18 protein-coding genes, 1 tRNA gene and 1 pseudogene are annotated in these 22,162 nt (G+C 58.4%); 9 read left to right on the top strand and 11 right to left on the bottom strand.

Annotated features, from left to right (window positions below; all coding sequences use genetic code 11):
• The first annotated feature begins 131 nt into the window (after positions 1-131).
• Positions 132-626, top strand: a complete 495-nt coding sequence (locus IEW17_RS00520) for an HNH endonuclease (RefSeq protein ID WP_188560047.1) — start codon at positions 132-134, stop codon at positions 624-626.
• A 60-nt stretch (positions 627-686) separates the two neighbouring features.
• Positions 687-1,754: a fatty acid desaturase family protein gene (locus tag IEW17_RS00515; protein ID WP_188560046.1), complete on the top strand. Its 1,068-nt coding sequence runs from the start codon at positions 687-689 to the stop codon at positions 1,752-1,754.
• A 77-nt stretch (positions 1,755-1,831) separates the two neighbouring features.
• Here the strand turns inward: IEW17_RS00515 and IEW17_RS00510 are convergent, their stop codons facing one another.
• Both IEW17_RS00510 and IEW17_RS00505 read right to left on the bottom strand, forming a co-directional pair.
• Complete coding sequence (locus tag IEW17_RS00510) at positions 1,832-2,614, bottom strand: FkbM family methyltransferase (protein WP_229748694.1); 783 nt, start codon at positions 2,612-2,614, stop codon at positions 1,832-1,834.
• 198 nt (positions 2,615-2,812) lie between these two features.
• Positions 2,813-3,649 carry an alpha/beta fold hydrolase gene (locus IEW17_RS00505; protein WP_188560044.1) on the bottom strand — a complete coding sequence of 279 codons (837 nt, stop codon included), beginning with the start codon at positions 3,647-3,649 and terminating at the stop codon, positions 2,813-2,815.
• Between the two features lie 643 nt (positions 3,650-4,292).
• Between IEW17_RS00505 and rpsA the strand changes: the two are divergent.
• The 3 genes and pseudogenes from rpsA to cphA form a co-directional block, all read left to right on the top strand.
• Positions 4,293-6,098: pseudogene (gene rpsA, locus IEW17_RS00500) on the top strand (30S ribosomal protein S1); the annotation flags it as partial.
• 555 nt (positions 6,099-6,653) lie between these two features.
• Positions 6,654-6,724, top strand: a tRNA-Cys gene (locus IEW17_RS00495).
• 167 nt (positions 6,725-6,891) lie between these two features.
• The gene (gene cphA, locus IEW17_RS00490) at positions 6,892-9,519 is read left to right on the top strand and encodes a cyanophycin synthetase (RefSeq protein WP_188560043.1); all 2,628 of its coding nucleotides are present in this window, start codon (positions 6,892-6,894) and stop codon (positions 9,517-9,519) included.
• Between the two features lie 133 nt (positions 9,520-9,652).
• On the opposite strand, the gene IEW17_RS00485 is transcribed toward cphA, so the two are convergent.
• Positions 9,653-10,603, bottom strand: coding sequence for a DUF8428 domain-containing protein (locus IEW17_RS00485; protein WP_188560042.1), 951 nt, complete (start codon positions 10,601-10,603; stop codon positions 9,653-9,655).
• A 125-nt stretch (positions 10,604-10,728) separates the two neighbouring features.
• Between IEW17_RS00485 and IEW17_RS00480 the strand changes: the two genes are divergently transcribed.
• Positions 10,729-11,337, top strand: coding sequence for a methyltransferase domain-containing protein (locus tag IEW17_RS00480; RefSeq protein ID WP_188560041.1), 609 nt, complete (start codon positions 10,729-10,731; stop codon positions 11,335-11,337).
• A 7-nt stretch (positions 11,338-11,344) separates the two neighbouring features.
• Positions 11,345-12,169 carry a 3-deoxy-8-phosphooctulonate synthase gene (gene kdsA / locus IEW17_RS00475; protein ID WP_188560040.1) on the top strand — a complete coding sequence of 275 codons (825 nt, stop codon included), beginning with the start codon at positions 11,345-11,347 and terminating at the stop codon, positions 12,167-12,169.
• A gap of 280 nt (positions 12,170-12,449) precedes the next feature.
• On the opposite strand, the gene IEW17_RS00470 is transcribed toward kdsA, so the two are convergent.
• The gene (locus IEW17_RS00470) at positions 12,450-13,229 is read right to left on the bottom strand and encodes an O-methyltransferase (protein ID WP_308420579.1); all 780 of its coding nucleotides are present in this window, start codon (positions 13,227-13,229) and stop codon (positions 12,450-12,452) included.
• Between the two features lie 86 nt (positions 13,230-13,315).
• Positions 13,316-13,702, bottom strand: coding sequence for a Co2+/Mg2+ efflux facilitator ApaG/CorD (gene apaG, locus IEW17_RS00465; protein ID WP_188560039.1), 387 nt, complete (start codon positions 13,700-13,702; stop codon positions 13,316-13,318).
• Positions 13,703-13,816: 114 nt separating this feature from the next.
• Between apaG and IEW17_RS00460 the strand changes: the two genes are divergently transcribed.
• The gene (locus IEW17_RS00460) at positions 13,817-14,479 is read left to right on the top strand and encodes a uracil-DNA glycosylase (RefSeq protein WP_188560038.1); all 663 of its coding nucleotides are present in this window, start codon (positions 13,817-13,819) and stop codon (positions 14,477-14,479) included.
• Positions 14,480-14,698: 219 nt separating this feature from the next.
• On the opposite strand, the gene lepB is transcribed toward IEW17_RS00460, so the two are convergent.
• From lepB to IEW17_RS00435, 5 genes are all read right to left on the bottom strand, one after another.
• Positions 14,699-15,847: a signal peptidase I gene (gene lepB / locus IEW17_RS00455; protein WP_188560037.1), complete on the bottom strand. Its 1,149-nt coding sequence runs from the start codon at positions 15,845-15,847 to the stop codon at positions 14,699-14,701.
• An 85-nt stretch (positions 15,848-15,932) separates the two neighbouring features.
• Positions 15,933-16,652: a 4-hydroxy-tetrahydrodipicolinate reductase gene (gene dapB / locus IEW17_RS00450; protein WP_188560036.1), complete on the bottom strand. Its 720-nt coding sequence runs from the start codon at positions 16,650-16,652 to the stop codon at positions 15,933-15,935.
• A gap of 90 nt (positions 16,653-16,742) precedes the next feature.
• A complete protein-coding gene (locus IEW17_RS00445; RefSeq protein ID WP_188560035.1) occupies positions 16,743-17,474 on the bottom strand; it encodes a DUF5683 domain-containing protein in 732 nt (243 codons plus the stop codon).
• Between the two features lie 111 nt (positions 17,475-17,585).
• Positions 17,586-18,608, bottom strand: coding sequence for a ParB/RepB/Spo0J family partition protein (locus IEW17_RS00440; protein WP_229748692.1), 1,023 nt, complete (start codon positions 18,606-18,608; stop codon positions 17,586-17,588).
• 144 nt (positions 18,609-18,752) lie between these two features.
• The gene (locus tag IEW17_RS00435) at positions 18,753-19,562 is read right to left on the bottom strand and encodes a ParA family protein (RefSeq protein WP_068193033.1); all 810 of its coding nucleotides are present in this window, start codon (positions 19,560-19,562) and stop codon (positions 18,753-18,755) included.
• Between the two features lie 160 nt (positions 19,563-19,722).
• Between IEW17_RS00435 and IEW17_RS00430 the strand changes: the two genes are divergently transcribed.
• Positions 19,723-21,417, top strand: a complete 1,695-nt coding sequence (locus IEW17_RS00430; RefSeq protein WP_188560034.1) for an ABC transporter substrate-binding protein — start codon at positions 19,723-19,725, stop codon at positions 21,415-21,417.
• A 37-nt stretch (positions 21,418-21,454) separates the two neighbouring features.
• Here IEW17_RS00430 and IEW17_RS00425 read toward each other — a convergent pair whose 3' ends face one another.
• Entirely contained in the window at positions 21,455-22,009 is a 555-nt protein-coding gene (locus tag IEW17_RS00425) for a DUF6438 domain-containing protein (RefSeq protein ID WP_188560033.1), read from the bottom strand.
• Positions 22,010-22,162: the final 153 nt, after the last annotated feature.

Raw genomic sequence — 22,162 nt, 5'->3', positions numbered from 1 at the left:
GGATGTCTCGGCTGCGCTCGACATGACGTTCTGTTTATCGGTAGCCAGCTACTGAACTTAACCCCATCACGCTTGTTTATCCGTTTGGAAACCGCTAGCTTTCGGCGGGTTATCCGAACCCCCAAGCGTGTATGGACCAAAAAGTGTTAGTGCTGAATGGCGACTATACCGCCATCACCCTGTGCAGCGTGCAAAAAGCGTTTGTGCTCCTGTTTCTGGATAAAGCGGAGATGGTAGCCAAATCGGAGCACGGTACCCTGCGCACCGTTTCGCACGCTTACCCCAAGCCGAGTATTATCCGCTTACAACGCTACGTGCGCGTGCCCTACAAAGGCATTGCCCTGAGCCGCCACAACATCTTCAAGCGCGACCATTTCGAGTGCCAGTACTGCGGCTCGCCCAAAAACCTGACGCTTGACCACGTAGTGCCCCGTTCCCGCGGCGGAGAATCTTCGTGGACCAACCTGCTCACGGCCTGCGCCCGCTGCAACCATGCCAAGGGCCACCACACGCCCAACGAGGCGGGCCTGACCATTCGGCAGTTGCCTAAAAAGCCCACTTTGGCCGGCTTTCTCAAGCTTTCGGCGGGCACAATTGACCAAAACTGGCACGCGTATCTAAACTAAGTTCGGTCGGTCCGGGTTGGGCGGAAGTACATTTGTACTTTATCAACCAGCATCCCGCCCATGGCCTTACCCAAATTCGCAGCTACCCGCTCGTTTCACACCGAGCTAAAAACCCGGATAAATCAATATTTTGAGGAGTCCGGTCGGCCGATGACGGGTGATTTCAGCCTGCTTTTTAAAGCAATATTGTTGGTGAGCATCATGGTCGCACTCTACGTGCACCTCGTGTTTTTTACGCCGGCTACCGGCTGGGCGCTGCTCGAATGCGCGTTGCTGGGCTGCGTTATCGCCGCCATTGGCTTCAACGTGATGCACGACGGGGCGCATGGCAGCTTCTCGCGCTATCCCTGGATGAACCGCATTGCGGCCTACACGCTGGGCGTGCTCGGCGGCAGCCCCTACATGTGGAACTCCAAGCACAACCTCATCCACCACACCTACACCAACATTGAGGGCCACGACGACGACATCAACATCCAGCCTTGGATGCGTATGACGCCCGACCAGCCCAAGCACCCGCTGCATCGCTACCAGCACTTCTATTTCTGGGCGCTCTACTGCATGCTTTACACGTCCTGGATTTTCGCCATGGACTACCAGAAGTATTTTACGCGTCAAATTGGGGCCATTGGCCTCAAGCCGATGAACGCCAGCGAGCACGTCAGCTTCTGGGGCTTCAAAGTGCTTAACCTCTTGCTTTATGTGGCGCTGCCTATCTACATGGTTGGTTTCCTGCCGTGGTTTGCCGGCTTTATGCTGAGTACGGCTGTAGCTGGCTTGGTCCTTAGCATGGTGTTCCAGTTAGCTCATACCGTAGAGGATGCTGCCTTCCCCGTGCCCCACGCCATCACTGGCAAGTTGGAAGATGAGTGGGCAATCCACCAGGTGCGTACCACTGCTAACTTCGCTACCGACAATAAATTGGTTAGCTGGTTGGTAGGCGGCCTCAACTTCCAGATTGAGCACCATCTGTTTCCCAAGATTTCGCACGTGCATTACCCCGCCATCAGCAAAATCGTGCAGCAAGTGTGCGATGAGTTCGACGTGAAATACAACAACTACGCCCGCACCCGCTCGGCCATTGCTTCGCACGTGGGCTACCTGCGTCAGATGGGCCGCGCGGCCTAACACTGCGCTGTTCTGAGGCAGGATATAAAAGACCTCCTACGGGCTATAATTGGCTGGTAGGAGGTCTTTTGCTTTAACTAAGCTGGCGGACTGTGCGGATTTCGGGCTACGAACAACCCCAGGTCTGGCTGTTTGCCCGCTGCTTGTTCCCAGGAAAAGCCGTGTGCCTGCACCGCTCGCCGCACCGCGACTTGGCTGGCCGGCGAATGAATTTCGATGAGTAGCACACCCACTCGCGCCAGCCAGTCGGTAGGCCCGGCAAAAACCTGCTGTTCGTAATCTTCGATGTCAATTTTCAGCAAATCGACCCAAACCAAGCCCTGCGATTGCAGCAGGGTGGGCATGGACACTGCTGGCACTTCGGTGGTGCCGGTTTCGGCACTGACTTTGGCGTTGTAGGCCAACGGACTGGAATTAATCTTCACCACGCCATCGGTTGCACTCAGCGCCGCTTGTAGCGTCACGGCGGCCGTGCCGCGCAGGTTGTGTTGCAGTAGCTGGAAATTGGCCGGCTCCGGCTCGACACAGATAAGCCGGGAAGCCGAAAATTTTTCCAGAAAGAACAACGCGGCCAAGCCCACATTGGCCCCGACGTCCACCACCGTGTGAAACGAATTGGCCCGCAGCTGCGGCAAACGGTAAGATTGCTGCCAGAAGATTTCGTACAAAATGCTCAAATCGCCGGCGTAGGTGCGCAGCGCCGTGCCATTCGGCGCATTGGCTAGGTTCAGAAGGTACTCAACCGGCTCGGTATCTGGGGCTGTCGCAAGGGCCACACCCCGCTTGGCTGCTGCTTTGCTGTGCAGTACTAAGCGCAGAAAAGAGCCGGGAGTGCGGGCCAGCCGTCGGCAGAAAGCCAATTTGGATAGGGAGGAAGCAACGCTCATGCAGTAGGTATAAATTTTTGCTGGCCGGTAGCCTCGGTAAGCTGAAGCCAAATCTCATTAGGCGGGCCCAGCACAGTAAGAGCCCACGGGCTCCTAAATAAACTAGATAAACGACAGCAAAAAGCCCCGATGCAAATGCAACGAGGCTTTTTGTGCTTACTAAACGAGGACTTAGTGCCCGATAAATGTCAGCAAATCCTTGGTCAGCTTGTCCTTTTCGGTGAAGAATAGGCCATGAGGGGCACCCTCATATACTTTAAGCTCGGCACCAGCTACCATTTTGGCGGTGCGCTCACCACTCACAGGAAACGGCACGGTCTGGTCCTTGTCGCCGTGAATTACCAGCGTGGGTACCGTTACCTTCTTCAAATCGTCGCGGAAATCGGTGCTCGAAAATGAGGTTACGCAGTCATCGGTAGCGTTGGGCGCTGCCAGCGACGTCACCGTCTGGTTCCAGTTCAGCACGGCTTGGCTAACGGGATGGCTAATCATGCTCTGGCCGTAGAAGTCCTTAGAGAAGCTCTCCAGGAAGGCAAAACGGTCTTTGACGATGCCTTCGTGCATGCCATCGAACACCTTTTGCGGTACGCCGTCGGGGTTATCGCTGGTCTGGAGCATGTAGGGCGGCACGGCGCTCACAAACGCTACCCGGGCCAGCCGGGCCTGCCCGTAGTTGCCGATGTAGCGGGCAATTTCGCCGCCGCCCATCGAGAAGCCCACCAGCGTCACGCCAGTCAGGTCCAGTTCCGTCAGCAAAGCGTTCAGGTCGGCGGCCAGCGTGTCGTAATCGTAGCCGCCCCAGGGGCGCGACGACCGGCCAAAACCGCGCCGGTCATAAGCAATCACGCGCTTACCCGCCTTGGCCAGCGCCACCGCCTGGTGCTCCCACATGGTGTGGTCGAGCGGCCAGCCGTGGATAAGCACTACCGGCGCACCCTGGCCCCAATCTTCGTAAAAAATATTAACCGGATGTCCGGCTGCGTCGTTGCCAGCATTGATATGGGCCATGCGAAAGATTTTTTTTGTGAATTGAGTTCCTGCTTTACTCTTTGCCAGTGGGTTAGGTTGTTCGGCTCAAGGGTAAGATTGTGGGTTGCGACAATAAGCGAGTAGGTTGCGACGATTTCAGCAGAAGCAAGTCCGTTACTGCTTGATATATAGCCTTGGCAATGTTTGGTCTGACCCCGACCATCATCTCGCTTATTGCTCCGGTTCTGGTCTCGGCTTGGCTATTCCAAGCATACTGGGGAGTACAGACATTTGCTGATGCGAAAGATGATGTCAAGCAAGGAGGCAACGTATCGGAGTGGCTTTGTGCGGGGTTCGCTACGCCTGTTGCTGTCGGGGGCTTTTTCGTCGTTACGTGTCTGGACACAGATTTCTAAAACGGAGATACAAAATTGACATGGTCAATCTACTGCCTGGGTGCTATCCTCACTATTCTATTGCCCTTTCTGCTAATTATAATTGGCATAAGGACCTACGAGTTGTGTACCGGCAAACATTAGCAGAACCGCCCCAAAACCTGTACCTTTGCGGCCCCGCCAGGGTGGCGGGCCTTGCTAACTAACGGCAAGGTGTTCAATAAGAACCGCGAATTGGCTCGGGCATCGGCCTTTTCGTTTATCTAAGCGGTGCCCAACAGCTATTTATGGCAGATTTGATTGACGATTTCGACTGGGATAATGTCGGAGCCACCGGTTTTGGTGGAAACTACTCGGCTGACCAGCGCGCCGAGATGGAGCAGATGTACGGCGACACGCTGACGACTGTCCAGGAAGAAGAAGTAGTGAAGGGCACCGTAGTCGGCATCACCGACCGCGATGTAATCTTGAACATCGGCTTCAAATCCGATGGTCTGGTGTCGATTACCGAATTCCGCGACCTGCCCGATTTGAAAATCGGCGACGAGGTAGAGGTGTTCATCGAAGACCAGGAAGACGCAAACGGCCAGCTCATCCTGAGCCGTAAGAAAGCTAAAATCAAGCAGGCCTGGAAGGCCATTTACGATGCCCTCGAGTTGGATACCATCCTCGAAGGTGTAGTGAAGCGCCGCACCAAAGGCGGCCTCATCATGGAGCTCGACGGCGTGGAAGCCTTCCTGCCCGGCTCGCAAATCGACGTGAAGCCCATCCGCGACTTCGACATTTATGTCGGCCGTCGCATGGAAGTGAAAGTGGTGAAAATCAACTCCGCTTTCGACAACGTGGTGGTTTCGCACAAAGTACTCATCGAGAAAGACCTCGAGAAGCAGCGTGAGGCCATCCTGAACAACCTGGAGAAAGGCCAGATTCTGGAAGGCAACATCAAGAACATGACCAACTTCGGCGTGTTCATCGACCTCGGCGGTGTCGATGGTCTGCTGCACATCACGGACATTTCGTGGGGCCGCATCGCTCACCCGAGCGAAGTACTCCAGTTGGACCAGAAGCTGAACATCGTAGTATTGGACTTCGACGAAGCCAAGAAGCGTATTTCGCTGGGCTTGAAGCAGCTGACTCCCCACCCATGGGATTCGCTGCCCGCCGACCTGCAGCCGGGTTCGAAAGTATCGGGCCGCATCGTGAACGTGGCCGACTACGGCGCTTTCATGGAAGTGGTACCGGGCGTAGAAGGCCTCATCCACGTTTCGGAAATGAGCTGGAGCCAGCACCTGCGCAACCCGCAGGACTTCATCAAGCAGGGCGACACGGTAGAAGCGCAGATTCTGACGCTCGACCGCGAAGACCGCAAGATGAGCCTCGGCATCAAGCAACTGACCGAAGACCCGTGGACGCGTGGCGACTTCGGCGACAAGTACGCCGTGGGCACCAAGCACAACGGCCTCGTGCGTAACCTGACCAACTTCGGCCTGTTCGTAGAGCTGGAAGAGGGTGTAGACGGCCTCGTGCACGTATCGGACCTGTCGTGGACCAAGAAAATCAAGCACCCATCAGAAATGGTGAAGGTGGGCGACCGTCTCGACGTAGTAGTACTGGAAATGGACCTCGGCGCTCGTCGCCTGGCCCTGGGCCACAAGCAGCTGGAAGAAAACCCCTGGGACACGTTCCAGTCGGTGTTCACTCCCGGCTCGGTGCACCGTGCTACCATCACCGAGAAATCGGAGCGTGGCGCTGTTCTCGAGTTGCCGTACGGCATCGAGGGCTTCGCTTACCCCAAATCGTTGGTGAAAGAGGACGGCTCGAACGCTGAAAACGGCGAAGCGCTGGACTTCCGCGTGACCGAGTTCTCGAAAGACGACCGTCGCATCGTGCTCTCGCACACGGCCATCTTTAACAAAGAAGCCGCTGCTGAGGACGACAACCGCAACTCCAAGTTCAAGAAGAAAACCAATGCCAAAGGCGGTGAGCCCCAAGGTGAAGGCAAAATCAGCGACCTGAAGAAGACGGAAGAGAAGTCGACCCTCGGTGACCTCGACGCCCTGAGCGCCCTGCGCGACCAGATGATGGGCAACGAGCGCAAGGCTGGCGAGCAGAAGCTGAAAGCTGCTGCTGCCAAGCCCGCCGACGCGACTGATGCTGCCGACGAGGCTGCTGAAGCTCCTGCTGCCAAGGCTCCTAAGGCCAAAGCTGCCAAAGCCGACGCTCCCGCCGCCGAAGCTGCCCCAGCCGCTGAGGAAGATGGCCTGCTGGCCGGTATCGCCGGTGCTGCTTCGGCAGCATTAGACAAGGTGAAGGAAGTCGCTGCTGACGCTGCCGAAGTTGTTTCGCAAAACGAAACCTTTGACAAAGTGAAGCACGCTGCCGCCGACGCTGTGGACGCCGTAACCCACTCGGAAGCCTTCACCAAGGCTTCGGAAGTAGCCGACGACTTGGTTGAGAAAGCCAAAGGCTTGGTTGGTGGTAGTGACGACGCTGCTGCCGATAAGAAGGACGACGAAGCCAAAGCCTAGTGCTTAGCTCTTTCGGAGAATGAAAAAAGCCCCGACGCGTGCGCCGGGGCTTTTTTTGTGCCCGAAACCTTGCCTGGGCCAACCGGGCTGCTTACCTTTGCGCTCTCAAAGACCACTACTGGTGACGTGACCGAGTGGCTAGGTAGAGGTCTGCAAAACCTCCTACGGCGGTTCGAATCCGCCCGTCACCTCTGATTAGATGAAGAAAGCCCCGCTGGCCAATTGGCCGGCGGGGCTTTCTTTGCGCTATAAATGTCGATTTGCGGGTTTTAGGCCATGTTATGCCTACATTTCGTAACCAAGCTGGGCCCCGGCCCGTGCTAGCGGCTGAACGCGTCTCCATTACCACCCGTCCTTTATGAAAATTGTTGACCTCCGCACCATGCGCGGGCCGAGTTATTGGTCTGTTAAACACCACAAACTCATTGTTGCCAAAGTAGACTTACAGGAATTTGCCGGCCAGTGGTCGAATGCCATTCCCGGATTTGCTGGCCGCTTGATGAAGTTATTTCCCAACATCGGGACCGTGCAGCCGGGGGGGATGAGTGGCAAGCAGGCCGCTAAGCGCCCGCCCTTGGGTCTGGAGCAACTCAACGACGGCGAGCCGCTGGGCCACGTTATCCAGCACGTGGCGCTGGAGCTGCAGCGCCAGGCCGCCATGCCCGTGTTTTGGGGCAAAAGCTACCCTGCCCGTGAAGACGGCGTGGATTACGTAGTATTTGCTTACCAGGAGGAGCGCGCCGGCCGTCGTGCCGCCGAGGCTGCCGTGGAGATTGTAGAAGCGCTGTGCCGCAAGGAAAAGGTGGATTTGAAGACCGTTATCACCGAGCTGCACGAAATCCGGGAAGACGAATTCTTTGGGCCGAGCACCTACAGCATCGTAGCCGAGGCTGCTTCGCGCAATATTCCTTACATCCAGCTCAAGAATACCAACATCATTCAGTTGGGCTACGGCGTGAACCAGCGCCGTATCTGGGCCACTACCACCAACCTCACCTCGCACGCCGGGGTGGAGGTAGCGGGTAATAAGAACCGGACCAAGGCCATGCTGCACGATTCGGGCGTGCCCGTGCCCCGCGGCACCACCGTATACTCAGAGGCCGGCCTGCGCGATGCCATCGATGAGTTGGGCTTTCCCATCGTGACCAAGCCGCTCAACGGCAACCACGGCAAAGGGGCAACCATTCGCATCATGAACTGGAAGGATGCCGTTGCGGGCCTAAAAGCCGCGCAGGAGTATTCCCGCGCCGTGATTGTGGAGCAGTTTATTGAAGGATTTGATTTCCGCCTGCTGGTGGTGAACGGCAAGCTGATTGCGGCCGCTAAGCGCACGCCCGCCGCCGTGGTGGGCGACGGCAAGAGCACCATCCAGCAACTCATTGCCAAAGTAAACGAGGACCCACGCCGCGGCATTGGCCACGAGAAAGTTCTCACCAGTATTAAGGTCGACAAACACACGCTGGATATCCTCAAAGGCCGCGGCCTGACGATGAAATCGGTGCTGCCGGCCAAGGAAACGCTGTACCTAAAGAGCACCGCCAACATCAGCACCGGCGGTACCGCCACCGACGTGACTGACCAGATGCACCCCTACAACGTGCTGATGGCCGAGCGCGCCGCGGGCATCGTGGGCCTCGATATCTGCGGCATTGACTTGATGGCGACCGATATTTCCATTCCGCTGAATGAAAGCCGCGGGGCTGTGATTGAAGTGAATGCCGCGCCCGGCTTCCGGATGCACATCGCGCCCACCGAGGGCCTGCCGCGCAACGTGGCCGCGCCGGTGGTAGACATGCTCTTCCCGCGCGGCAGCACGGCTCGCATTCCGATTATCGCCGTGACCGGCACGAATGGCAAGACCACGACCACCCGCCTCATTGCCCACCTCGTGGCCAGTAAGGGGTACAAAGTAGGCTTCACCACCACCGATGGCATTTACATCCAGGGCGTGCAGCTGCAAACGGGCGACTGCACCGGCGGCCAGAGCGCCGAGTTCGTACTGAAAGACCCGACCGTGAACTACGCCGTGCTCGAAACGGCGCGTGGCGGCATGCTGCGCTCGGGCCTGGGTTTCCACACCTGCGACATTGCGGTGGTGACCAACGTGGCCGCCGACCACCTGGGCATGCGCGACATCTACACCGTGGAGGAAATGGCCGCCGTGAAGGGCGTATTGCCCCGCACGGTGCGCAAAAGCGGCTGGGCCGTGCTCAATGCCGACGACGACTTGGTGTACGCCATGGCCCGTACCGTGGACTGCCAGGTGGCCCTGTTCAGCATGAATGAGAACAGCCCGCGCATTCAGGAGCACGTGGAGGCCGGCGGCGTAGCGGCCGTGTACGAGGAAGGCTACGTCACGATTTACCGCAACAGCTACAAGGAGCGCATCGACCGGGCGGCCGAGTTTCCGGTCACGTTTGAGGGCCGGGCGGGCTTTAACATTGAGAACTGCCTGGCGGCAGGCCTGGCCGGTTTTCTGGCCGGGTTCAATAAGGATGACATTAAAACCGCTTTCCGCACCTTCGTGCCCTCGGGTACGAAAACGCCGGGCCGGATGAACTCCTTCAAATTTCCGAAGTTCGAGGTCATCGTGGATTACGCCCACAACACGGCGGGCATCACCAAATTCGCCGAGTTTATGGATGCCACGCCGGCCACGCACAAAATCGGCGTGGTGTCGGGCCTGGGCGACCGCCGCGACGAGGATACGCTGGGCTTCGCCCGCATTGCCGGCCGCATTTTCGACGAGGTCATTTTGCGCCAGGACCGCGACCTGCGCGGCAAATCGGCCGAATTCCTCCGGGAAATTATGGAGCGCGGCCTGCGCCTCGACAAGCCCGACCTCAAAATAACCTATATCGAGCATGAGCCCGACGCCGTGAGCCACGTACTGAAAACGGCACCTAAAGGGGCCGTCATCACGATGTTTGCGGAGAATATCGCTGCCGTGCTGGCGCAGCTGGAGGATTTCGAGAAGCTTGTCTGAACCACGGATTTATCGGATTTCGTGGGCGAATATCAACCGGCGGAGTATCATCAAAAAAGGCTTGCCAACTGGCAAGCCTTTTTTGTTCTTACGGCGAATAGTAATCGGCTGTATAATCCGATGAATCCGTGGTCTACTTGAGCGTGAACGTCGTTTTGCCCATCAACTGGCCGCTTTCGTACAGCTCCACCGTGTGCAGGCCCTTCTTGTACTCGGCGCCTTTGGCGTAGATGAATTCCATTTTCTGCCGCGTGTTGTCGTACACCACGTCCTGCTTCTGGGTGTAGAAAGCCTCCTGGCCATCCACGGTGAAGGTGCCGCCGCCGGTGCTCAGGTTGTAGAGGGCCGCGCCATCGGGCTCCAGAATGCGGAGGTAAATGGCTTTGGTTTCCTTCGGGGAAACGTCGTTGCGGGCCAGGTTGGCGGTGATTTTCACCTTCTCCACGCGCTTGGCTTTGAACTCCTCTTTGTCGTCGACCTTCTCCTTATTCTTGGAGGTGATGATGGCTATTTTGATGTTGTCGGCCTGCAGGTGCGAGGCCACCGTTACCTTGTCGGTCAGCTCGCGGTTGGTGCGGGCAATGGTGCTGATGGTGTCCGTCAGCTTGTTCTGCTTCTCTTTCAGCGTGCTGGTTTCGGTGTAGAGCGTTTCGTTGTCCTTCTTGAGCTGGGCAATGTCGTCATCCTTCTTCCGCAGCTGGCCCTCCAGGTTCTGGGCGCGCTGCTTAAACAGGTTCTGCTGGGAGATGGAGAAGCTGCCCGCTTTGAAAGAACGCAGCTTGAGCAGGTCGGAATTGACGCTGGCAATCTTCGATTCGAGTGAGTCGTTGCTCAGGCCCAGGGCTTGCAGCTCCTGGCTTTGGCGCTCGAAATCGGCTTTCAGGGCTTCGTATTGCTTAATCTGTTCCTGCAGCTTGCCGTCTTTGGCTTGTACCTCGGTGGTCAGCGCCTCGTTCTTCTGGCCTTTCTGCTGATTCAGGTAAAATAAGACGCCGTTGATGCCTAAGAGCACAAGTACGAGGGCTACCCAAAGCAGGACGCGGCTATTATTGGAGCGGGGTTCGGGGGTTTCGTTGGGGTCCATAGGGGAATGTTTAATCGAAAGAAACAGAAGTAATTTCGGGGTTCGTGCCGCTACGCAACGCGTACCTTTGGCGTAAAAATAGGGGAATTTGGTGCCCTGGCAAGTTTATTCTATACTTCAAGCAAATGGAAACGGTTCTTGCCGCCTTCGATAGTGCCTACTGGCAAGGCCGTTACGCCACCGGCCGCGACGGTTGGGATACCCACACCATAACGCCACCACTACGCGCCTATTTCGACCAACTCGACGTAGCCCACCAGCCGCGCATCCTCATTCCCGGGGCCGGCCGGGCCTACGAAGCCGAATACCTGCACAAACGGGGTTTTCAGCAGGTTTTCGTAGCTGATATCGCGCCTGAAGCCCTGGCTGCTTTGGCCGCCCGCGTGCCTGATTTTCCGGCCGACCACCTCTTGTTGGCCGATTTCTTTGCCCTGCCCAACGACCCACCGTTTGATTTAATTGTGGAGCAGACCTTTTTCTGCGCCCTCAATCCCGCCCTGCGTCCGGCGTATGCCCGGCAGTGCGCCGCCCTGCTGCGGCCCGGTGGTACTCTTATGGGTCTGTTGTTCGATACCGATTTTGGACCGGTGCAGGAGCCACCCTTTGGTGGCAGCAAGGAAGAATACCGAGCGTATTTCGCGCTGTATTTCGAATTTCGTCACTTCGAAACTGCCACCAATTCGCTGCGGTCCCGCCAGGGGCGGGAGCTGTTTATCTGTTTAAAAAAGAAATAATCTTCCCATGCTGACTGCTCTCGCTAACACCCTTCCGCATTTCCGCCATACCAATTCCGGCCAGTTTTTCCTCATGGCCGGGCCCTGCGTCATCGAAGGTGAGGACATGGCCCTGCGCATTGCCGAGCGCATCAAGCACATGACCGATAAGCTGCAGATTCCCTTCATTTTCAAGGGTTCCTACCGCAAGGCCAACCGCTCGCGGGCCGATTCCTTCACCGGCATTGGCGACGAAACGGCGCTGCGCATTTTGCAGAAAGTAGGCCGTGAAATCGGGGTGCCAACGGTTACCGACATCCACGAATCGACCGAAGCCGCACTGGCGGCTGAATACGTGGACGTGCTGCAAATCCCGGCATTTCTATGCCGGCAGACCGATTTGCTCATTGCCGCCGCCCAAACCGGTAAAGTAGTCAACATCAAAAAAGGCCAGTTTCTGAGCGGTGAGGCCATGGAGTTTGCGGTGGATAAGGTGCGTCAGGCCGGCAACCCCAACGTCATACTCACCGAGCGCGGCAACTCCTTCGGCTATGCTGAGCTGGTCGTGGACTTCCGCAACCTGCCCGCCATGCGCCGCTTCGAAGTGCCCGTGGTGATGGACGTGACCCACTCGCTGCAACAGCCCAACCAAGCCAGCGGCGTCACCGGTGGCCAGCCCGCCCTCATCGAAACCATCGCCAAAGCCGCCATCGCGGTAGGGGCCGATGGCCTCTTCATCGAAACCCACCCCACGCCCGCTACCGCGCTATCGGACGGAGCCAACATGCTGCCGCTCGACCAACTCGAAGCGCTGCTGGTGAAGCTGACGCGGGTACGCGACGCGGTGCGGTAAGGAATTGGGATTATGGAAAAGCACGTCATGCTGAGCGTAGCCGAAGCATCTCTATCGCGCAACTAATCAGATTTAAGTGCCCACGCATAAGTAACCGGATAAAGAAGAACGTCATTCCGAGCTTGCCGAGGAATCTCGCCCGCGCCAGTAGGCGGCGCGGATGACTCCGGCGAGATTCCTCGGCAAGCTCGGAATGACGTTCTTTTTGGTTGACTACGGTTACTTGTGCGCGACTACTTAGTACAGCGGTAGAGTGACCGTCTTTGTACCTACAAATTAATTACACCCGCAGCGAAAAGTGCTGCTTGGGTTGATTCTTCCGAAAAAACACCAGCCCGATGTAGAACAAGTCCACCGTGAGCCGCACGTCGGGATGGGCCTTGATTACTTCCCAGGCCCGCTCCATATCGGTCGACCAATGGATGTCATCGAACACGAATACCGATTCGTCGGTGCGGTGCGCCAGGCACAGCTCGAAATACTGCAGCGTCGGCTCGTAGCGGTGGTTGCCGTCGAAGAACACAAAATCGACGGGCGTGCCCAGTGCCGCCAGGGTAGGGGCCAGCGTCTGGTCGATGTTGCCTTCTACCATATCAATATTGCTCAGGTTCAGCGAAACAAAAGTTTCGCGAGCCACAGCGGCCACATTGGGGCAGCCTTCTAGGGTGATGACGCGGTGGTGCGAATCGGCCGCGGCCAGGTAGGCGGTGGTGAGGCCCAACGAAGTGCCCAACTCCAGAATGGTGGCCGGTCGGAAATAATTGACCAGCCGAAACAGCAGCTGCGCCAGGTGCTGGGGTTTGGCCGCCGTGCGGGCAATGTCGGCCACGCGGCGCTGCTGCCCCGCGCCGGTGTGCGAGCCCGCGCCAAAGTCCGTGACGCTGATGCTGGCCGCGCTATTCAGTAACTGCTGACGCCGGGCCTCAATGGCCGCGTAAGCCCCGAAAATACCGCTATGCCGCACTACCGACGTGTAAAGGCCGAACACAAACGGCGAATGCAACCCGTGGGCATTGCCCGAACGAAGCCAGAAGCGGAGGTAAGCGAGTAGTTGAAACAAAATAGTTGTCGGTTGTTAGTTGTCCGTTGTCAGGCTGAAACGACAACCGCGGTACAAACTAACAACCGACAACCAGCAACTAAAGTCTAATTTAAACGATAGGGCACCATGAGCGTGAACTCCGGAATTACGACTGTGAACTCCTGGCCGTTGGCCAAGCGCTCCATGAGGTAGGTGCCGCGCATTTTGCCTACTCCTGATTTCAGGTTGCAGCCGCTCACGTACTGGTGGGCCTCGCCGGGCTCCAGCACGGGCTGGCGGCCTACCACGCCTTCGCCCTCTACTTCGCGCACCACGCCGTTGGCGTCGTGAATGTGCCAGTGGCGGCGCAAGAGCTTCACCGTGAACTCGCTGTTGTTGCGAATTTCGATTTTGTAAGCGAATACGAAATGCTCCTGGCCGGGGCTGGAGTAGTCGGGCAGGTAGTTGGTCGTAACCGAAACGGTGACGCCTTGCGTAGTGGTGGTGGGCATAGTCGGCGGAGCTAAGCGTAGCTGCGGGCATAACAGCGGCCCGCCAAAATTGGTTTTACGCAAAAGCGGCCATAAAACGCCGCAAGTGCCCGTTTATTTTCATAACAACCTTCGATGGTAAAGATAGCCGAAAGCTGGCAGCCCGTGCTCGCCGATGAATTTGAAAAACCCTATTTTCAGCGGCTAATTGCCTTTGTGAAAGGGGAGTACGCCACGGCCACTGTTTACCCCGCCGGCTCCCAGATTTTCCACGCGTTCGAAGCCACGCCGTTTGGCCAGGTGAAGGTGGTGATTCTGGGCCAGGACCCCTACCACGGGCGGGGCCAGGCGCACGGGTTGTCGTTCTCGGTGCAGGATGGGCAGCGCACGCCGCCCTCGCTCCAGAATATTTTCAAGGAGTTGCAGGCTGATATTCCTGGCACGCCGCCCGCATCCAACGGCAACCTCGACCGCTGGGCCCAGCAGGGCGTGCTGCTGCTCAATGCCACGCTCACCGTGCGTGCTGCCGAGCCGGCTTCGCATCAAAAAAAGGGTTGGGAAGAATTCACTGATGCCGTTATCCGCAAGGTTTCGGAAGAAAGCCAGCACGTGGTATTTATCCTCTGGGGCGCTTACGCTGGCAAAAAATCGGAGCTGATTGACGAGCGGAAGCACCTCATTATAAAATCCGTGCACCCATCGCCGTTTGCCGCTGATAAAGGCTTTTTTGGCAGCAAGCCATTCAGCAAAGCCAATACCTGGCTGGCGAGTAAAGGGCTGACGCCAATTGAGTGGTAGGCATTCTGCTATTGCGAGGTGGCACGATGAAGCAATCCGTCCCGTAAAATCGACGAGCCTTCCATTCTGACAAAGCGCTTTTGAAACATAAAAACCCCCAGTACTGAGCAGTGCTGGGGGTTTTTGTAATATTAGCTTGGTCACTTTTACAGGACAGATTAGCTGCGCTGAACTTCGTTTGCCATGGCCTCCGGCTTCGCAATGACCGGCGGCCGGTCTTTAGTGGATGATACTGAACAGGCGGCTCCAGCGGATTTTGTGCCAGAAGTCGGCGTTGGGGTCGATGGAAAGCCAGATGAGGACGGCTTTGCCTACCACGTGGTCTTCGGGCACGAAACCCCAGAAGCGCGAATCCTCGGAGTTGTGGCGGTTATCGCCCATCATCATGTAGTAGTTCTGCTTCACGGTGTAGCTGGTGAGCATCTTGCCGTTCTGGTAAATCATGCCGTCTTTCCAGGTCACGCCGAGGTTGCGCTCGTAGCGGGCCACGATTTTGAAGTAGATGGCGGCATTGGCCGGGGAAAGGGTGATGGTCTGGCCTTTCTTGGGAATGGGCAACACGCCGTAATTGTCGAGGCTCCAGTTGCGTGGGGTAGCGCTCATGGCCCCGGAGTTGCGGAAGTCCGCTGCATCGGGGAATAGCTGCACGGGCGGCTGAATTACGGTGATGCTCCGCACGTAGGGCTGCTTCTGGAAATAGTCGGCTGCCGCTTTGGTGCAGCTGATGGCGTAGCCAAACTTGCCGTCGGCATCGGCCACGGCCTGGGGCATGCCGCCGGGTTGGTCGTAGTCAACCACGCCTTGCGAGCGCAGGGCAGCCAGCACTTCGTCGTTGGGGTTATCCACCTGCATGAAATAGGTGGTTTGCAGGCCGGGCGGGGTCACGCCGGGTTTGCCGTTGAGAAACACCTGACCATCACGAATTTCGAGGGTATCGCCGGCCACGGCCACGCAACGCTTGATGTAGTTGGTGCGCAGGTCGGCCGGAAACTGGGTTTCGTGCGGCACGTGAAACACCACCACGTCGTTGCGCTTGATTTCGGAGAAACCCGGCAGCCGGTACGTGGGCAGCTGAATCAGCTCGGAGTAGCTTTTCAGGCCCGTGCCCCACACGGTTTGGTGGGTGAGGGGCACCTGCAGCGGCGTTTGGGGCGTGATGGGGCCGTAATGCAGCTTACTCACAAACAGGTAATCGCCCACCAGCAGGGAGTTCTCCATGCTGGGCGAGGGAATGGTGTAGGCCTCAAACGTGGCCCAGCGGATGAGCGTGGCCGCCACGATGGCGAAAATCAGCGAATCAGCCCACTCGCGGCTTTTCGTTTTGGGGGCCTGGGGCGCGGTGGTGGGGTCGGTTTTGAGCAAGGACATGGGCGGCAAGCTTGGGCTTGGCAATGAATATCAAACAAAGAAACGCAGCAGAACGGCGGCAAAGTATTCGCCACTGCTGGCAGGGCTACAATCCCAGCAACTCTTTCATTCCAAACACGCCCTGGCGGCCGGGCAGCCACTCGGCGGCCAGCAGCGCACCCAGCGCAAAGCCTTCGCGGTTGTGGGCCTCGTGCATGAGCTCCAGCGTATCCACGGCCGAAGTATAGGTCACGATGTGCGTGCCCACTACCTCACCGGCGCGCTCGCTGATGATGGCCAACTCGGTGGGGATTTCGGCGGGGGCATTGCGCCAGGTGGTTTTGGCGGGGAAATGACGGAGAATGCCTTCGGCCGCGGTGATAGCGGTGCCGCTGGGCTGGTCAATTTTATGGGTGTGGTGAATTTCGCGCACGGCCACGTCGTAGCCGCCAAACTGGCTCATTTTGGCCGCGATGTACTCGTTGAAGTGGAAAAACAGGTTTACGCCCACGCTGTAGTTGGACGCGTAGAACAAGCTGCCGCCCAATTCCTGGGTTAATTCCTGGGCTTCATCGAAATGATGGAGCCAGCCGGTAGAGCCGCACACTACGGGCAAACCCTGGCGCAGGCAAGCCGCCACGTTGGCAAAAGCCGAATCGGGATGCGTGAACTCAATGGCGACATCGACGGTGGCCGGGGTGAAGTCGGTGATGCTCAGCTGGCTGGCGTGCAGGTCGACGATGCCGGCAATTTCGTGGCCGCGCTGGGCCGCTACTGCCGCAATGGTCTGGCCCATTTTACCGTAGCCGATGAGAAGAATTTTCATGTAGAGGGGTAGTGGTCAGAAATTTATTGTGGGATGGCAGGGGCATTATCTGCAGTTAAGTGGCCTGTTGGCACCAGAAGCGGCAAGCCTTTACTTCACCCGCAACGCAAATGACAGGCCCGGCGCGGTGGGCAGCGCCGCAGCCTGGCCGGGCACGGACATGAGTATGGGCTCCCAGTGAAAGGTCAAATCGTCGCTCACGTCGAAATCCCGGAGGTGTGCATCAACCAGTGCGTCTACAATCTGCAGGCTGTAGGCCAGGCCGATGTAGAGGTAAAATATGTCGCGGTTGCCGCGGTAGAACACTACGCCGCTGCGTAGGCCATCCAGGCTGGGTACTTTGGCGGCATTGGCGCGTACTAGTCCCAAGTCATTGACATTCTGTAGATTGCTTGGGTCCACCTCCACGGCGTTGACGGCATCCGCAAACTCCCGGTAGCGCGATTGATAGAAGTACTCGCCGTAAAGAACTCCGCCCAGCGCGCCGTACACCAGCGGCAGCTTCCAATAGCGCCGGTTATAAATCTGGCCCGCGCCGGGCAGTAGCGCCGCCAGCAGCGCCGCCTTGCCGGGCCGCGTGAGGCGAATGCCCTTGTAGCCAAAAGCCCGGAACATGTGCTCCGTGCGCTTGGCCGAGTCGGCCGCTTCCTTGAGCCGCCTGGCTTCGGGCGTCACCACCACTACCCGGGTTTCGGTGGTGTCGGACACCACCACGGTGGGCTCCGGCGGCGGGCCCACCACCTGGGCGCGGCTGGTGGCGCTAGCCAGCAGCAAGCCGCCAAAAATCAGCAGGGCCAGAAAGGAGGTAAACGATTTTTTCATAGCAAATCTGCTAACGGGGAATGCCGGGCTTTAGCACATTGCTACGGCTACATTTCAAAACTGAAATTTGAAATAAACTGCAACGAGCGCTGAAGCCTGGTATCGGCCACGCTACGACGGCTGCAGAATGTGCAGAATGCGCTGCATGTCCTCCACCGAATCGAAGGCGATTTTGATTTCGCCGTTGCCCTTGGGGGTGGGCCGCACCTGCACGCGCGAGCCAAACCGGTCGGTGAGGTGGCGCTCGGCGCGGCGCAGCTCGGCCACCGGCACCGCCGAGGGAGTTGGGGCGGTGCTGTTTTTCTCGGTGTTGCCCTTATCGTCGGCGTTGCGGCCGTAGCCGCCGCGCACCAATTCTTCCACGCGACGCACGGAGAGTTCTTCGGCCACAATCTTGCGGTAGAGGTCCACTTGCAGCTTGGGGTCGTCGAGGCCGATGAGGGCGCGAGCGTGGCCCATGCTGATTTCGGCGTCGCGCAGGCCAATCTGGACATCGGGCGGCAACTTGAGCAGGCGCAGGTAGTTGGTGACGGTCGAGCGGTTTTTGCCCACCCGGTCGCCCAGTTCTTCCTGGCGCAGGTTGCACTCGCTCAGCAAGCGCTGGTAGCTGAGGGCAATTTCGATGGCATTCAGATTTTCACGCTGAATGTTTTCAATCAGGGCCATTTCCAGCATTTGCTGGTCGTCGGCCTTGCGGATGTAGGCCGGAATCGTTTCCAGGCCCGCCAGTTTGGAGGCCTGCAAGCGGCGCTCGCCCGAAATCAGCTGGTACGCGTTGGTGCCGAGCTGGCGTAGCGTCACAGGCTGGATGATGCCCTGGATTTTGATGCTGTCGGCCAGTTCCTGCAGGGCTTCTTTGTCGAAGTGGGTGCGGGGCTGGTAGGGGTTGGCCTCGATGTGCTCGACCGAGATAAAGCCCACCGAATTGACGGGGTGCGCCAGCAGCCGGTCGCCGGGACCGGGGCGGTCGCCCTTTTTCTCGTAGCTGCCTTCAATCAGGGCGTTCAGGCCCCGGCCCAGGCCGCCAATCTTGCGCTTGGGCACGAGTTGGGACGGGGTGGGCAGCGTGTTTTTCTCGTCGTTCTTCTCTGGAGTCATCTCGGCAAGGTCCTGCGGGCCGAAAGGTCGGCGCATACGCAACTTCAAAATTACGGATTGTTGGCCGAAGGGCAAGCCGCGAAATTTGGGTAGGTAAGAAAGACGCAAAAAGGTGGATAAACAAAAAGGGAGAACGTCATGCTCAGCACGACGTTCTCCCTTTTGCCTTTTAAGCAGGCCCTAAATCCGCTCGTCCTCCGCCGTTTCCTCGGGCCGGGCCTCCACGCTGTTTTTCTCCACAATCTCACGGGCCAGGTTGAGGTAGCTGATGGAGCCTTTGCTCTCGGCGTCGTGCAGAATGACGGGAATGCCGAAGCTGGGCGACTCGCTCAGCTTCACGTTGCGCGGGATGATGGTATCAAAGGCCAGCTGCTGGAAGTGCATGCGTACTTCTTCCACCACCTGGTTCGAGAGGCGCAGGCGCACGTCGTACATCGTGAGCAGGATGCCTTCGATTTCCAGCTCGGTGTTGAGGCGGCTCTGGATGATTTTGATGGTATTCAGCAGCTTACCCAGGCCTTCAAGGGCGAAATATTCGCACTGCACCGGGATGATGACCGAGTGCGCTGCCGTGAGGGCGTTGACCGTGATGAGGCCCAGCGAGGGCGAGCAGTCGATGATGATGAAGTCGTACTGCTCGGCGAGGGGGCGCAGGGCCTCCTTCATTTTCTCTTCGCGGTTGGGCAGGTTTATCATCTCCACTTCGGCGCCCACCAGGTCGATGTGGGAGGGCATGAGGTCGAGGTGGGGCAGGATGTTGGTGGGCAGGATGATGTCCTGGGCGTTGATGCCGTCCACCATGCACTCGTAGATGCTGTTCTGGATGTCCTTAGGGTCGTAGCCCACGCCGGACGTGGCGTTGGCCTGAGGGTCGGCATCGACGAGCAGGGTCCGGTAGTCCAGGGCGGCCAGGGATGCCGCGAGGTTGATGGAGGTAGTGGTTTTGCCCACCCCGCCTTTTTGATTGGCTACCGCGATGATTTTTCCCATGAGTCTTTCAGTGTTGATTATTGACTGGCGGACTGCTAAAGGCCGGGCGCTGCCGCTCATCAAACGAGCAGCCACCGGCCATCAACAATCATCAATCAGCCACGCTAAGCAAATACTTTTGCCGTAGCATTGCACAAAGATACATTCTTTCCCTGTTCGTATGTCCGCTTTTTTGGCTCGTTGGGCCGCTGCGTTGGCACGGCCGGCCGCGTCCCTGGCCGCGTTGCTGCTGCTGGCCGGCTGCCACGATGCCGCCCGCCCGGCCGCCGATGAGCGCCGCGTGTTCCGCTACAACCAGCCCGAGGCCCTGTCCTCGCTCGACCCCGCTTTTGCCCGCAACCAGGCCAACTCCTGGGCGGTATCGCAGCTGTTCAATGGGCTGATGGAGCTGGATTCGACCCTGCTGCCGGTGCCCGCGCTGGCTCGGCGCTACAGCATTTCGCCCGATGGGCGGCTCTACACCTTTGTGCTGCGGCCGGGCGTGCGGTTTCACGACAGCGACGTGTTTGCCGGGGGCAAGGGCCGCGCCGTCACGGCGGCCGATTTCGTGTATTCCTTCCGGCGCATTCTGGACGCGGCCACGGCCAGTTCGGGCGGCTGGATTTTTCGGGGCAAGGTGTTGGAAAAGCCCGATGGCAACCCCAGCGACACCGCTTTTGTGGCCGTGAATGACTCCACGCTACGCATTCACCTGAAGGAGCCGTTCATTCCATTTCTGGGCATCCTCACCATGCCGTATGCCTACGTGGTGCCCCACGAGGCGGTAGCGAAGTACGGTAAGGACTTTCGGGAGCATCCGGTGGGCACCGGGCCGTTTCAGTTCAAGCTTTGGGACGAGGGCAACGTGCTACTTTATGAGCGCAACCCTGGGTACTGGCGCACTGACCGGCAGGGAAATAAATTGCCCTACCTCGATGCCGTGGCCGTGAGCTTCCTGCCCGACCGCAAAACCGAGTTTCTGACCTTCATGCAGGGTAAGCTGGATTTCCTCTCGGGCATCCGGGCCGGCTCGCGCGACCTGATTATGCATCCCGATGGCACGATTCGGGACGATTTCAAGGGCAAATTCACCGTGCAGAAAGCGCCGTATCTGAACACCGAGTATCTGGGCTTTCAACTCGATTCAGCCAACCTGACGGGCGAGCAGGCCATTCAGGGTCGGGCCCTGCGCGACAAGCGCGTGCGCCAGGCCCTGAATTACGCCCTCAACAAGCCCGAAATGCTGACCTACCTGCTCAACCGCGTAGGCCACGCCGGCACGTCAGGCTTCGTGCCCACGGCCCTGCCCTCATTCTCTGAAAAAGAAGTGCCCGGCTACACCTACCAGCCCCAGAAGGCCCGCCAGCTGCTGCGCGCCGCCGGCTACGGCCCGCAGCATCCGCTGCGCCTGCGCCTGAGCACCGTGCTGGAGCGCAAGGAGATAGGTGAGTATTTGCAAAAGCAATGGGCCGATGTGGGCGCGCAGGTCCAGATTGACATCAACCAATCGGCGGCGCAGCAGGATTTGGTGGACAACGGCCGGGTGGCCTTCTTCGCCAAAAGCTGGCTGGGCGACTACCCCGACGCCGAGAACTACCTGGCCCTGTTCTACAGCCCCAATTTCAGCCCCGCCGGCCCCGACAAAACGCACTTCAAAAACGCCGCTTACGATAAGCTGTACGACGAAGCCCGGCGTACCCAGGACGTGGCCAAGCGCACGGCTCTCTACCAGGCCATGGACCGGATTGTGGTGGAAGAATCGCCCGTTATTAGCCTGTATTACGACGAAGTGGTGCGCCTCACGCAGAACAACGTGCGTGGCCTCACGCCCAACCCCATGAACCAGCTGCTGCTGGAGCGGGTGCGCAAAGAGTAGCCACCCGAGCATCTCCGGTGGAAAGGCACCGGTGAAGCTACCGGTCGGCGCTGGGAACGGCTGTGCTCAGTTTGGCCAGGGTATCCAGCTGGTTGCTGATGTAGGTGAACAGCTGCCGCACGTTTTCGGGCGCACCTTCTTCCAGTACCACGGTTTTGAGCTGGCCGTTGGGCTGGCGCACGGCGATGATGGTGCTGGGCAGGTCGGTGGTGTTTTGTGAATACCGGTCCTGGAACTGCTCGAAGCGCGCTTCTTTGGCCTGGCGCAGCAGGTCGGCTACGGCTGAGGCGGGAAGTTTCAACTCTTTGGTGCCCAACATGGGTACGCCGCGGCGGCCTTCGTAGGCCACGCGGCCATCGGCGAATAGCTGCATGGTGTAAGCCGGGCAGGTGCCAAAGCAGGGCGTACGCTCGAAGGTGAGCACCGGCGCGGCTTCGCTTTTGGCCGTAACCGGGGCTTTCGCTGCCACGGTCTTTTTAGGGATTTTCTTGATTTTTACCTTCTGGGTCGTGGTCTTTTTAGGATTCTGGGCGCAGGCGGGCAGCGCGAAACCAAAGGCGAGCAGAAGTAAAAAAGCGGCGAAATAGCGCATGGTGGAGCAAGCTAAACGGTGAACACGGCGGGATGTGGCCATGCAAGTAGGCAAACAAAAAACCGGCAGAACGAAAACCGTGCCTACGGTTTCATTCTGCCGGTTTTCGCTGTCGTCCTATGCTGTGCTCAGGATGACAGCGGCGAAGATGAT

Origin of the sequence: Hymenobacter frigidus, from assembly GCF_014640435.1 — a bacterium.
In the GTDB taxonomy this organism is placed as follows: domain Bacteria; phylum Bacteroidota; class Bacteroidia; order Cytophagales; family Hymenobacteraceae; genus Hymenobacter; species Hymenobacter frigidus.
The sequence above is the reverse complement of the archived record's forward strand: the minus strand, read 5'-3'. Positions and strand labels throughout refer to the sequence as shown.